This is a genomic window from Streptomyces sp. NPDC050546, from assembly GCF_044457425.1.
In the GTDB taxonomy this organism is placed as follows: Bacteria; Actinomycetota; Actinomycetes; order Streptomycetales; family Streptomycetaceae; genus Streptomyces.
Window position 1 is genome coordinate 163,670 of sequence record NZ_JBITGX010000001.1, and the last position, 12,558, is coordinate 176,227.

Below are 12,558 nucleotides of genomic sequence, written 5' to 3' on the forward strand. Positions count from 1 at the left end.
GGCCGCAGGCGAGGTCCCGGGCCGAATCGGAGGGCAGACCCCGGTCGGCGCCAGGACGGGCCGCAGCTTCCTGCCGTTCGTGTCCGCGTCGGGCTGCCTCATAACATTTGTCCTGCCGCCTGGTAAGCCTCGGTGATGTCGCGCCTCGCCGCTTCCCCCAGGCTGCCACCACAGGGAGGCATCCGCGCGTCCACCCGTTCGGCAGCACGCCGCGCCTGCGGGCCGGGGCACCCCTAGCATGCGAATGTGCGACCCATTCTCCCGAAGATCGAGGGCGGCCGGGTACAGGGCCTCCTACAGCTCGTCGAGGACGGCATCCACCTCGTCGTCGCGGCGCTCCTCGTACTGCTCGCGGGGATCCTGACCGTCGGGGTCGTCCATGACGTCATCAGGTCGATCCAGGGGCCGTACCGCGAGGAGACGGTCGTTCTCTCCGCCCTGGACAGCGGCCTGGTGCTGTTCATCGTGGCCGAGCTGCTCCACACCGTCCGCCTCACCATCAGGAACCGGACCCTCGACGCGGAGGCGTTCCTCGTCGTCGGCCTGATTGCCGGCGTCCGCAAAGTGCTCATCGTGACGGCCGAGGCGGAGAAGTCCTTCCGGTGGAATGTCGAGGGGATCGAACTGCTCATCCTGGCGGGGCTGATCCTCGTGATGGCGACAGCGGTGTACGTGTGGCGGCGCTCGACGCGGCCGCGGGACTACTTCCCGCTCCAGGAGGCGCAGCGCTCCCCGTCGCCGGAGCCGTCACCCAGCCCGGTGCGCGGGTGATGATCCGTCACCTTCCGCAGCCACGGCCGCCCGCACCCGTTGCTCCTCGCGAGCAGAGCCGACGTCCCGTTCCAGGGGTGTGCGGCTTACGGCTGTCGCAAGGTCGTCCAAGGCCCGCTTCTGCAGTTCCGCCCCTCGCCGCAGCACCGGGCTCCGGTCCCCGGCGGCGCCCTCCCACGCGTGGAGCGCCTCCTCCACGCGCCCCCAGTCCGGATTCCTGTGCTCGCGCACGTCGACTGCCGCCCGCGCGGTGTCCGCCTCCAAGGCCTCGGCGAACCGCTCCGCCTCGGGGGCGAAACGACTATCGGCCCGCGGGACGTGGCTCTCCATGAGCATCGCCGCCCGGTCGAACCCCTTGAGCGCCTCCTGCGCATCCTCCGCCTCGCGCGACGTCAGACCCCTGGGGCGGACCGGTTCCTGCCTTGCCTGGTCGTAAGCCTCCTGCCAGGCCGCACGTGCCTCCCTGCTCGCCAGCAGGGCCCTGCGCATGTCGGCGCGACGCTCCCGGGTCGGTTCGGCGTAGCCGCGGAGCACTGCGGCCGCGTAGCGGCCGTTGGCGGCGAGCCAGTCCGCGAGCCGACCCGGCAGCCGGGGGGTCTCCCATGCGGGGAACACCACGTACGCCAGCATCGCCAGGGCCCCGCCGAGCAGGGTGAGCACCACCCGCTCCGGGACCGTCTGCTCCCATGCCTGACCGCCCATGCCGAGCAGGAAGACGACGTACGCGGCAGTGAAGCACTGGGAGTAGGCGTAGCCGGTACGGAGCAGCGTGTACGACAGAGCCGCCGAGACCACCGCCAGTGCGCCGAACACAGGGGCGTCCGGGCCCAGGGCCTGCACCATGCCGGTGGCGAGCGCGACACCCGCCAGGGTCCCGGCGAGACGGCCCACCGCACGCGCGTACGTCCGGTGGAAGTCCGGCCGCATCACCATCACCGAGGCGATGGGCGCCCAGTAGCCGTGCTCCAGGGGCAGCCGGGAAGCGATCAGATAGCCGAGCGTGGCCACTGCCGCCAGGCGGACGGCATGCCGGAACACGGGCGAGTCCCGGCGCAGCTCCCGGCGAACCGCCCGGACGACGACCGGGAGCAGCCGGAACATGGTCGGGCGCACCAAGAACTGGGCGCTCGCGGGCCCGGGCGGCGCAGGCGCATTGTCGCGCTCCCCGCCGCTCCCGGCGATTTCCAACGCCTCGGCGAGCAGTTCCACGAGCCGTTCGGCAGCCTGCCGGGCGGGCCCCTCCAACACCTCGCCCTCCTCGTCGACGCGCAGGACCTCCGCGCTCGCGGGCGGCACCTCGGCGGGAGTGCCGCGGCGGATCGAACGGGCGGCCGCGTCCAGGACGTCGGCGGCCGCGTCGAGCAACTCCCGTGCGCGGTCCCGCCCGGATCCCTCCGCCGGGGCGCCGACGTCCGGGTCGGCGAGCGCGGCGACGACCGGCAGGATGCGCTCGGCGAGGCCCCGGGGGCCGTGGAGAACGGGGGGACGGGTGCGGGCCTGTGATGGCGTCACGGCAGCCGCGTCCCGGGCCGTCATCAGTGGCTCCGGGTCGAACGGCGCGGTCGGGTCGTGCCGCAGCCGACGGGCGTAGTCCGCCACGGCGGCCAGCGCGTCAGCGAGCGCGTCACGATGCGCCCCCCAGCGACGAATCGGGAACAGCAAGATCAGTACGGCCTGCGCCATGCCTCCGAGCGCGATGACCCCGGCGTGTTCCAGGGCTCGTCCGACGCTCGTGGGCAGGGTGATGGTCACCAGCATGCTGCCGACCGTCGTCGCTGCGACGATCCCAGCGGTCGATCCGAGGGCCCACGCCATCCCCGCGGCAAAGGCCCATACGGCCAGCAGCGGGAGGAACGTCACGAGTCGCCCCGCCGCCAGGTAGCCCACGAAGGTGCTGAGCGCCAGACCCGCGCCCGCGCCGAGCGCGATCACCTTGCGCGGACGCCAGGTGCGCTGGAAGGTGGCCGCACCCGCGGAGTAGGCACCGAGGGCGGCGGACGCGGCGTACGCAGGGGAGACCAGCCACAGCGTCGGCCCGATGACGAGCGCCACCCCAGCAGCCGTACGCAGCGCGAGCAGGGGCTCCAGCCGCGCCTCCTCGATCGTGAGCCCGGATCGCACGACCTCCCCGAAGGTCCGCAGCCACCTCACCCATGTGAGCCTAGCCGGAACGCCCTGCCGGGGCGCGTCGGCCGCGCCGCCGCCTCCTGACGGCACCGCGCTCGGCGGACGCGCACCCCCGAGCCGACCGCCCGGCTGTTCTGGGGCGGCCCCGGTTCAGCGGGCGTTGATTGGTCCGGATGACCGCTGCAGGTGACCATGAGTCCCGGTACGCGGGCCGCGGTGAGCGGCGATGCCGCACACGTCTCCGGGAGCCAGTTGTGGCCGGTGTCGGTTCACTTCGAGGGCTGGTCACCGTGGTCGTCTTGGAGCGTGTGGCGACGTTCCTGTTCGCGCTTGGAGTAGGCGGCTGCCCGGATCGCCTCGTCGCTCTCCAAGCCCGATCCCAGCGCGCCGCCCACGGTGGCGAGCGAAGCGACGAACCAGGACAACGTCAAGTACTCCTCGGCGTGCAGTGGGTTTCGTGTCATGGAAGCGAACACTTGGTCGTTGAGGATGAACAGCGCCCACACCCAGTTGATGACCACCAAACCCACGTAGCAGACGAGCACGCCGATACCCACAGTCACGACCGTCGAGGCGTTGTACAGCCGCGCCCTCTGCCTCGCCTCCGGCGAGCTCTCTGTTGATCGATGCCACAGCTCCGCGTCTATGATCAGCCAGCCGATCATGATCGCGACGGATCCGACCGTGGCAATCACGAGGCGTGGCGTGCTGAGTGACGCGGCCAGGGTCCAGACGGTGGAGTTTACGGTGGCGACCGCTCCCGTGGCGAGTGCGGCCGCCAGGGCTTTCGACAAGCCCGGCACCAACCGCCACGGCCGGTTGGCGCGGACCATACCGGCGAGCACCCGCAGGTAACCGCGCGGCCCGCTGGCGACGTACCGAAGATCGTCGGTCTCCTTCTCATCGGTTCGGCCCGGATGAACAGGCGCGAGACGATTGACGAAGGGCACCAGAAGCGGCTGACTTCCTGGAGGTCCTTCAGCCTCGGTAGTTCGCGGACCCGCCAAGCCGAGCACGGCTTCTTCGACGGCCCGCCGGGCCCTCGTCTGCAGCCGCAGGCCTCCCAGTGAAGGAAGAGAGAACAGCGCCAAGCCGTGTTCGTGGTTCAGATTCACAGCGAGCTTGCGCCCGTGTGAGTGCAGCGGAAGGTCGGTGAGGGCCACGACGATGTCCCAGTTCTCCGCACTCCCACGGTCCATGATCCGGCGCATCAAAGTGGGTGGGTCCTCCGTCCCGGAGGTGAAGGGCTCACTGACAACCTCGACGTCGAACCGACGCCCTTGGCCCGACTTGTCGGCGAGCCGAGCAGGAAGTGTCCGGGCCATGCGCTGCGCGATCTCCGTCGGCGCGTCCGGATCCGCCAGGAGAGCCACGACCGTAACGCCCTGAGACGACACCCGCATGAGCGGACCCTCCTAGTCGGCTGTCCCGCGGTCCCGAGTGCCCACAGACTCCGCCGAGGTAACGTCGACGCCGCAGGGCCTGCTCCCACCACCGGGCCGGCATCGCTTGTGCCACCGCGAACACCCGCTCCGGCACGCACTGCACGCCGCGCCATCGACCACCCCGCTTCTCCGTGCCCGGCCCAGGAACCGGAGGCCGGCAGAGCCCTGCCACGCGGGTAATCCCGAACGCCTGCGAGGCACAGCGCTACGTCCTGCCCGGTCGGGGCGGCTGGTGGGCGGGATGAGTCAACCGGCCCCGGCTTGCTGCTCACCGGCCTCTCCGGAGCGCGCTCCGGCCCTGCGCTGGGTCCGCACGCCCGTCCGACAACCCCGGGCTGTCGGACGCCTGGGCCTGGCAGGGCAATACAGGGAGGCTAATTGGGCCCGACATGAGCATGCGTTCGCGCGCCCCCGTCGGCCAGGCTGGCTGGGAAGCCCAGGCGCCGGAAGCGACCCGGCGCCCGCAGCCGGAGGTTGCCGTCATGACCGTGATGTCCATCGCCAGATTCGAGAGGTTCTTCCGTGCGGCCGCAGGGCTGGACGTCGACAAGAACGATCTCAAGCGCCACAGCGACTTCGTCGACGCCAAGCTCTACGATCTGCTCACCGTCGCCCAGGCCACGGCCAAAGCCAACGGGCGCGACATCATCCGGACCAGTGACCTGCCGATCACGAAGGGCCTGCAGGAGAGCATTCACCACTTCCGGAAGATCGACCAGGAAATAGAACTCAAGCCGATCCTGGAACAGCTCGCCACCCATCCCGCTCTGGACCGCACGCCCGATGAGGAGACCGAGGCGGCCTATCCGGACATCATCGGCGGACTCAGCCTGGCCCTTGCCCAGAGCTTCAAGATTCTCCACCCCGACCTGAAAAACCCCCAGACCCAGCACTGGGACGAGGCTCGAGCCGTCTTCGACCTCCTGCTGTGAGTGGCGACCGGAACAGGCGGTGCAGGCCACGGCCGAGCAGCGTCAGCGCGTTCTGCTCCCTCGGCTGCGCAGCGACCTGATCAGCCCCCGGCTCGGGTGTCGGAGAGCTCAGATTGTGACAGCTCGTCCTCGAAGGGATCATCGAAGGCATGGACAGGAACGTGTCCGTCGGGTCCGGGGAGCGGCTGCTGGATGAACTGGTCAGGGCTGCCCAGTTGGCATCACCTGCGGAACTGCCCGCGGTCCTGAACCGGTACACCGAGGCCATGGGCTTGGGCAGGGCCGTTGTCTATCTGGTCGACATCCAGCAGAGACTGCTGGTGCCGTTCGTCGAAGGCGAGCCGGAACTGGAGCTCGACACTTCGCTGGCCGGATGGGCCTACCGCACCGACTCTCTCCGAATGGAAGAAGACCCCTCCGGAGGGCTGAAGGTGTGGTTGCCCCTGGCCGACGGGGCGGAGCGGCTGGGCGTCGTGGAGCTGAACGTGAGCACCCTGGACGGGCTCAAGCTACGGCGCTGCCGAACGACGGCGCTGCTCCTCGCACTGATCATCACGTCCAAGCGTACCTACAGCGACACCATCGCGCAGCGCATGCGTACCAGGCCGATGCACCTGCCCACGGAGATGGTGAGGGCATTTCTCCCTCCCAGGTCGATCGGCACCGGGCGGGTCGTGTCGACGGCGGTTCTGGAGCCCGCGTACGAACTGGGCGGCGATGCTTTCGACCATGCGTTCACCGAGGACGTTCTGCACGCCGCAATCCTTGACGGCATGGGGCACGATCTGGCGTCCGGACTTGCCACCTCTGTAGCCATGGCAGGCTGCCGTAACGCCCGACGCAGCGGGGCAGATCTGAACGAACTCGTGGGCACCATGGACGAGGCGTTGGCGAAGTGGCTTCCGGAGCAGTTCTGCACGGGTGTCTTCGCCCAGTTGCACATGCCCACCGGTGTGCTGCGGTGGTGCAACTGCGGCCACCCGCCTCCGTTGCTCATCCGTCGACACCGCCTGCTCCACAAGGCCTTGGAGCGGCCACCGGAGCCTCCTTTGGGTCTGCCCGCCAATCTCGCCGGGACCGCCCGTCAGGTGCACGACGTCAGCCTGGAACCCGGTGACCGAATACTGCTCTACTCAGACGGCGTCGTGGAGTCACGCGACGAGGCCGGCGAGGAGTTCGGCCTGGAGCGCTTCACCGACTACATCATCCGGTCGACCGCAGCAGGGCAGAGCGCCCCGGAAGTGCTGCGCCTGCTCATCCATGCCATCCTCGCGCATCAGCACAACGAACTCAGTGACGACGCCACGATCTTGATGTTCGAGTGGCAGCCCCCTGATCCCTGACCGCAAGAGCCCAAGGCGCAGCCGTGGCGCCGGACTCCGCGGGCGCAGACGCTGAGTCGGTGGTCACGGCAGGAGCGCGGCAAACGAGTTCGGCACCCGGGATTTGAGGTGCTCCCATTCGCCGGCGCTCACATGGCGCTCCAGAGTTTTCAATACGGTGCGCACCAGCTTCTCGTCGCCACCTTCGACGGCGTAGGGGAATTCGCTCCGGACCCGTGCGAAGAACTCCTCGTTGCTCATCTTTACGGGCGTGTCGGCAGGCCTCCAGCCGTCGTAGTAGACGCCTCTGACGAGGGTCGGCAGTTGGGCGCCGAACTGTACGGCCGTCTCGACCGGGAGACGATCCCGCAGCGGGTGCAGCACGGCCCGCAGTGCCGCGTACGACTGCTTACGCCGTTCTTTGGGCCACCCGAAAGCCTCCTCGACGTCTTTGAGGAGCCGATTGGCCTTGTCCACCATGGTGTCGAACGAGGAGAAACCTGTGTCAACCATTTGCGTGGGCCTTTCGTTGTGGGCGCCTCAAGGGCTCAGTCCGCGAGGTCGGCCTTTCCGAACAGGACCGCGTAACTGGAGGGGAGTTGGCTGATGATCTGATTCAGTTCTCCGCCAGTCACAGCGTCGGCAACGGTGGTCAGGACCGCGCTGGCGTCCCACTGCGCCGTACGCGGCCGGGCATCGGTGCGCTCGGCGACCCGGCGGTAGAACTCTTCGATCCCGAAGCTCTGCGCCTGCTGCGGCGTGGCACGGTCCAGAACCTGTTCCAGCGGGCCGGGCAGCTGGGATGCGAGGTCCTTGACCTCTCCCGGGCTGATCCGTTGGGCCAGCACCTCCAGCACGGCCTTGGTGACGTCCGCGGCTTCGGCCTGGTCCTTGTATTCGCCTCGCTCGCGTACATGGGCGAGGAATCCGTCGTATTTCATCGCTGCCTCCTTCTGCGCCGGTCACCGCTGGTCATGGGGGTCGCCCGGTGCGCTGTCGGGCCGGCGGGGTCCGTCCGTCGGCGCGTAGCTGCCGTTGGCAAGGCTCTTGGCCCTGGACTCCCGCTCAGACTCACGCAGGGCACGGTGGAAGCGTCCGGGGCCCCAGGAACGGCCGCCCACGGCCTGTTCGAGTTGGTCGCGGCTCGTCGGGCCGGTTTCTCGGAGCGCGTGGGTGATCTGTTCGATCTCGTCGTCGAGGCGTTGTTCGGCCATGGCGGACGTACGGCTTGCCGTGCCCGCGGTGCCGGCCATCCCCGGCGAGTACATCCTGCTGCCCGGTCCGGTGCCCGGGCGGTAGCGGCGGGCTCCGGCGTGCTCCCGCTCCCGGCGGCGGGCGGTGCGGTCGGCGATCCGCTGTTCCCGCTCGTCCGCGGCCTGACGGACGTGCTCGGGCCGGCGGCGGTCTCGTGCATCCTGTGGCGCGGGCTCGTTGCGCCAGGATGCCTCGGCTTCCTCAGCGGTGAGCGGCCGGGCGATGTTCTCCAGGGACTGTTGTTCGGCCCGGACACCGAAGAAGACCTCGGCCAGCCCGCCCAGCGCCATGGCTGCCGCTCCGACGAGGAAGCCGATGGCCACCAGGTCCGCATCACCACTGTGGATCAAGTGGCCGAACAGCAGCGGGCCGGTTATCCCGCCCACGGCCGTGCCGATCGCGAAGAACAGCGAGATGGACAGGGCTCGGGTCTCCATGGGGAAGACCTCGCTCACTGTCAGGTAGGCCGAGCTCGCTCCCGCGGACGCCACGAAGAAGGTCAGCGAGACCAGCAGGAAGAACGACCACGTCGTCAGGGAGCCGTTGACCAGCAGGACGGCGAGGACGGCTGCCACGACCGCCGAGCCGAAGTAGGTGCCCGCGATCATCGGCTTTCTGCCGACGGTGTCGAACAGCCGGCCGAGAAGGAGCGGCCCGAGGAAGTTGGCGATGGCGAAGAGGGCCAGGAAGTAGGGGATCGAGCCGGAGCCGATGTCGAAGAAGCCGTTCAGGATCGTGCCCAGGTCGAAGACGATCGCGTTGTACAGGAACGCCTGTCCGACGAAGAGCGCCAGACCGAGAACGGCGCGACGGGGGTACCGCCGCAGAGCCGCGCCGGCGATTTCCCTGAACGGAATGACGTCGCGCTGCCGTACGGTGACCGCCTCGCCCGGTTCCGGCAGCTCGCTGCCGGTCTCTTGGCGCACCTCGGCCTCGATCCGGTCGACGATGCGTTCAGCCTCGGCTTGATGCCCGTGGATGAACAGCCAGCGCGGACTCTCCGGCACATGGCGGCGTACCAGCATGATGCCCAGGCCCAGGATGCCGCCCAGGCCGAAGGCCAGCCGCCAGCCGAGGTCGGCTGCCAGCAGACTCTCGTTGAGAAGCAGCACGGCGACCAGGCTGCCGAGCGCCGCGCCGACCCAGTAGCTGCCGTTGATGGCCAGATCCACCTGCCCGCGGTTGCGGGCCGGAATCAGCTCGTCGATGGCCGAGTTGATCGCGGCGTACTCTCCGCCGATGCCCATACCGGTGATGAAGCGGGCGAGGTAGAGGTACCAGGCGTCGTGGGCGAACGCGGTCGCGACGGTGGCGAGGATATAGATGCCGAGCGTGAGCATGAACAGCTTCTTGCGCCCGTAGCGGTCGGTTAGCCTCCCGAACAGGAGAGCGCCCGCGCATGCGCCTGCCACGTAGATGGCGGCGGCAGTGCCTATGTCGGCGCTGGTCAGGTTGATGCCGCTGCCCGGCTCGGTCATACGGGCGGCAACCGCCCCGACGATCGTCACCTCGAGTCCGTCCAGAATCCAGACGGTTCCCAGACCGATGACGATCCGCCAGTGGAATCGGGACCACGGCAGGCGGTCGAGCCGGGCCGGGACCTTGGTCGTGACGACACCAAGTTCGGCGGTGGTGGTCATGCCATGCCTCCTCGTTCAGGGCCCTGGACTGTTGCCTGGAGAGGGACAGAACAGGCCAGAATGGACCGGTCCGCCTAGGGTGGTGTTCTGTGCTGCGCTGCCACCTTCTGGGACACCGTTTTCGCTTTCGCCATGAGGGCGACACGATGCTCTGGCACTGCGCGCGTGGGTGCGGAGCGGAGGGAAGCAAGCGATATCCGACGGCCCAGGACGCCGAGCGTTACGCACGGGCATTCGACCGCGAGGACCAGGCGGACCTGGGCCGTCGAGCGCCGCTGGGTCTGCTCCCCCTTCGGCTGCTGCGTGCCTGGCGTCTGCGGCGCCGAAAGGAAGCCGGTGGCGAGCCACATGCCGAGCCTCCGCCGCCGTGAGGGGTTGTGATACGGGACGTCATTCATGAGTCACCCCGGTGTCTGGCCTCGCCGGCCCGGCCGCGGTGCCGGACGGGTGTCCGGAACCGCGGCGTTCGCGTCTCAGCCGCTGCTCCCGGTGCTTTCACTCGTCTCGCTGATCTCGACGTGCCGGGGCTTTGCGACCTCGGCCTTGGGGACGGTGATGGTGAGCACCCCGTCCGACATCTGCGCATTGATCTTTTCGGTGTCGACCTCTCCGGGCAGCCGCAGCCGGTACTCGAAGGCTCCGGTGCGGCGAGTGCTCCGTCGCAGGACACCTTTGCGTTCCTTCTCCTTGATCTCTCCGGTGACCACGAGCTCCTGGCCGTTCGCTTCGACGTCGATGTCCTTGCTCTTGACACCGGGGAGTTCGATCTCAATGCGGAAGGCGTCGTCGGATTCCGTGACATCCGCCAGAGGCGTCCACGCGACTGCGGGCGCCGCGCCTCCCACCGTGGATTCGATCAGTCCGCTCATCTCGCTGAGCAGTTGGTCGAACTCCGTCAGCGGATTGCGTGCCCAGCCAACGGGCCTTTCCTGCACTGCGCCACCGCGGTGGCGCCTGACGGGCGTGGTCATTCCCATCGCCTCCTTCTCCTTCTCGTGATCTCGTCGCCCGCTGGGTGTCATGCGAGCCAAGCGGACTCCTTCCGACGGGTGTGCGGGGAGCTGTCGGTGCCGCCAGGCGCGGCCGTGTGGCCCAGGTAGCGGTGCACGAAGTGGATGCTCATCGCGCCTTCGCCGACCGCGGAGGCCACGCGTTTCACCGAGCCGCTGCGGACGTCGCCGGCGGCGAAGACGCCAGGCAGGCTGGTCTCCAACGTCAGGCAGTCGCGGCCCTGGCTCTGCCACAGTTCGGGGACGGAGCCCGCCTGCGCCTCGGCCCCGGTGAGCACGAAACCGCGCGCGTCGAGGGCGAGCGCGCCGGACAGCCACTCGGTGTGGGGCTCAGCGCCGGTGAAGACGAACAGGGCCCGCACCGCCAGGTGGTGGTTCTCGCCCGTACGGTGGTCGACCACGGTGACCGCCTCCAGCACCTCGTCGCCCAGTGCCTCGGTCATCTCGGTGTGCAGCAGCACGCGCACCCGCGGGTGGCGCTCGACCTGATCGATCAGGTAGCGGGACATGTGCGCCTCGAGACTCGGCCCACGGACGAGCAGATTCACCTGCGGTGCGTACCCGGCCAGGAAGAGCACGGCCTGGCCCGCGGAGTTGCCTCCGCCGACGACGGCCACCGGGTCGGTGCTGCACTGCTGGGCCTCGTACACGGTCGCCGAGTAGTGGACGCTCGTTCCCTCCAGGCGTTCGATGCCGGGCACCTGGAGGCGGCGGTAGCGGGCGCCGGTGGCCAGGACGACGGTACGGGCGGTGATCTCGCTGCCGTCAGCGAACCCGACGGCGTAGTGCCCGTCCCGCGGTTCGAGCCGAGCCGCCTCCACCGGGACGCTGATCCTGGCGCCGAACTTGTCGGCCTGGAGCACGGCGCGTTCGGTGAGTTCGGCGCCGGAGATGCCGGAGGGGAAGCCGAGCAGATTCTCGATGCGGGACGACGTGGCGGCCCGGCCGCCGCTGGCCATGGCCTCGACCACGGTCGTGTCCAGGCCCTCCGAGGCGGCGTTCACCGCGGCGGCGAGACCAGCGGGTCCGGAGCCGATGATCAGGAGATCGCCGTGATGGTTTCCGGCAGGCAGCGAGGGCAGGCCCATGAGCCGGGCCAGTTCCGCGTTACTGGGGTTGCGCAGCAGAGTGGTGTCCCGCCAGATGACGAGCGGTGTCTCCGCCGGGCCGACGCCGAAGCGGCGCAGCAGTTCCTCGGCCTCCTCGTCGGTCTCCAGATCGATCCAGCGGTGCGGCAGCCGGTTGCGGGCGGCGAACTCGCGCAGCCGCCGGGTGTCAGGCGAATAGCGCGAGCCGATGATGCGGAAACCGGCGCCCTGTCCGACGAGCAGAGCACGGCGGCCCAGGCAGGCGCGCAGAACCACATCGCCAAGGACGGAGTCCCGGGCCACCAGGTCACGCAGCTGATCCATAGACAGGGCGAGGACCTCACCGGGGTCCCTGATCACGGCGGTGTAGAAGGCCACCTGCCCGTTCAGGAGACCGAGTTCCCCGATGAAGCGGCCGGGGCCGTGCACACGCAGCAGGCGTTCACCGGTCGTGCCGTAACCCTCGACGATGGCGACCGAACCACTGAGGACGACGTAGAACGTCTCGCACGGCTCCCCCTCCCGGATCAGCACATCACCGGCGTCAACAGCGCGCCGCCGACCGTGCTGCGCCAAACGGGCCATCTGGTCATCCGGCAGACGGGGATAGGCGCCGTAGATGTCAGCGGTCTCGAAGGGGACGCTCTCCTCCGCCTCGGCCGGCACAGGCGCTGCGCCCGGCCGCGTCTCGTCGCCGGCCATCACACGAACGCCTCGTGGGCGAAGCACCACCGCCAGTCCTCGCCGGGCTCCAGCGACGCCACGATCGGATGGCCGTCGGCGGCGGCGTGACGGCGCGCGTGCCGGTTCGGCGAGGAATCGCAGCAGCCGACGTGGCCGCAGGTCAGGCAGAGCCTGAGGTGAACCCACGGGGAGCCGAGCAGCAGACACTCCTGACACCCCTCGAGGGTCAGTGGCTGGACCGGCCGGACGAGGGCGAGGTGAGGATCGGTTCGTACGGTCACGGCT

The 12,558-nt window shown here is 69.3% G+C and carries 11 protein-coding genes; 3 read left to right on the forward strand and 8 right to left on the reverse strand.

The window, feature by feature from the left end; genetic code table 11:
• Positions 1-246 precede the first annotated feature (246 nt).
• Positions 247-771, forward strand: a complete 525-nt coding sequence (locus ACIBK5_RS00790; RefSeq protein ID WP_399014749.1) for a phosphate-starvation-inducible PsiE family protein — start codon at positions 247-249, stop codon at positions 769-771.
• On the opposite strand, the gene ACIBK5_RS00795 is transcribed toward ACIBK5_RS00790, so the two are convergent.
• Both ACIBK5_RS00795 and ACIBK5_RS00800 read right to left on the reverse strand, forming a co-directional pair.
• Entirely contained in the window at positions 748-2,922 is a 2,175-nt protein-coding gene (locus ACIBK5_RS00795; protein WP_399014751.1) for an FUSC family protein, read from the reverse strand. The genes ACIBK5_RS00790 and ACIBK5_RS00795 overlap by 24 nt on opposite strands.
• A gap of 245 nt (positions 2,923-3,167) precedes the next feature.
• A complete protein-coding gene (locus ACIBK5_RS00800; RefSeq protein WP_399014753.1) occupies positions 3,168-4,301 on the reverse strand; it encodes a hypothetical protein in 1,134 nt (377 codons plus the stop codon).
• 524 nt (positions 4,302-4,825) lie between these two features.
• Between ACIBK5_RS00800 and ACIBK5_RS00805 the strand changes: the two genes are divergently transcribed.
• Complete coding sequence (locus tag ACIBK5_RS00805) at positions 4,826-5,275, forward strand: DUF1931 family protein (protein WP_388166067.1); 450 nt, start codon at positions 4,826-4,828, stop codon at positions 5,273-5,275.
• Positions 5,276-5,424: 149 nt separating this feature from the next.
• Positions 5,425-6,618, forward strand: a complete 1,194-nt coding sequence (locus ACIBK5_RS00810; protein ID WP_399014755.1) for a PP2C family protein-serine/threonine phosphatase — start codon at positions 5,425-5,427, stop codon at positions 6,616-6,618.
• A gap of 63 nt (positions 6,619-6,681) precedes the next feature.
• Here ACIBK5_RS00810 and ACIBK5_RS00815 read toward each other — a convergent pair whose 3' ends face one another.
• The 6 genes from ACIBK5_RS00815 to ACIBK5_RS00840 all read right to left on the reverse strand — a co-directional run bounded on the left by ACIBK5_RS00815 (position 6,682) and on the right by ACIBK5_RS00840 (position 12,554).
• A complete protein-coding gene (locus ACIBK5_RS00815) occupies positions 6,682-7,110 on the reverse strand; it encodes a DUF2267 domain-containing protein (RefSeq protein WP_399014757.1) in 429 nt (142 codons plus the stop codon).
• 35 nt (positions 7,111-7,145) lie between these two features.
• On the reverse strand, positions 7,146-7,538 hold the full coding sequence (locus ACIBK5_RS00820) for a DUF2267 domain-containing protein (RefSeq protein WP_399014759.1): 393 nt from the start codon (positions 7,536-7,538) through the stop codon (positions 7,146-7,148).
• 21 nt (positions 7,539-7,559) lie between these two features.
• Complete coding sequence (locus tag ACIBK5_RS00825; protein WP_399014761.1) at positions 7,560-9,491, reverse strand: MFS transporter; 1,932 nt, start codon at positions 9,489-9,491, stop codon at positions 7,560-7,562.
• Positions 9,492-9,964: 473 nt separating this feature from the next.
• Entirely contained in the window at positions 9,965-10,462 is a 498-nt protein-coding gene (locus ACIBK5_RS00830) for an Hsp20/alpha crystallin family protein (RefSeq protein ID WP_399014763.1), read from the reverse strand.
• A 47-nt stretch (positions 10,463-10,509) separates the two neighbouring features.
• On the reverse strand, positions 10,510-12,291 hold the full coding sequence (locus ACIBK5_RS00835) for an FAD-dependent oxidoreductase (protein ID WP_399014765.1): 1,782 nt from the start codon (positions 12,289-12,291) through the stop codon (positions 10,510-10,512).
• Complete coding sequence (locus tag ACIBK5_RS00840) at positions 12,291-12,554, reverse strand: UBP-type zinc finger domain-containing protein (protein ID WP_399014767.1); 264 nt, start codon at positions 12,552-12,554, stop codon at positions 12,291-12,293. The genes ACIBK5_RS00835 and ACIBK5_RS00840 overlap by 1 nt, the downstream gene beginning before the upstream one ends.
• Positions 12,555-12,558: the final 4 nt, after the last annotated feature.

Bases quoted from the DNA above. Each gene is read 5' to 3' on its own strand.
- ACIBK5_RS00800 (WP_399014753.1), bottom strand. From the start codon at position 4,301: ATGCGGGTGTCGTCTCAGGGCGTTACGGTCGTGGCTCTCCTGGCGGAT.
- ACIBK5_RS00805 (WP_388166067.1), top strand. From the start codon at position 4,826: ATGACCGTGATGTCCATCGCCAGATTCGAGAGGTTCTTCCGTGCGGCC.
- ACIBK5_RS00810 (WP_399014755.1), top strand. From the start codon at position 5,425: ATGGACAGGAACGTGTCCGTCGGGTCCGGGGAGCGGCTGCTGGATGAA.
- ACIBK5_RS00815 (WP_399014757.1), bottom strand. From the start codon at position 7,110: ATGGTTGACACAGGTTTCTCCTCGTTCGACACCATGGTGGACAAGGCC.
- ACIBK5_RS00820 (WP_399014759.1), bottom strand. From the start codon at position 7,538: ATGAAATACGACGGATTCCTCGCCCATGTACGCGAGCGAGGCGAATAC.
- ACIBK5_RS00825 (WP_399014761.1), bottom strand. From the start codon at position 9,491: ATGACCACCACCGCCGAACTTGGTGTCGTCACGACCAAGGTCCCGGCC.
- ACIBK5_RS00830 (WP_399014763.1), bottom strand. From the start codon at position 10,462: ATGACCACGCCCGTCAGGCGCCACCGCGGTGGCGCAGTGCAGGAAAGG.
- ACIBK5_RS00835 (WP_399014765.1), bottom strand. From the start codon at position 12,291: ATGGCCGGCGACGAGACGCGGCCGGGCGCAGCGCCTGTGCCGGCCGAG.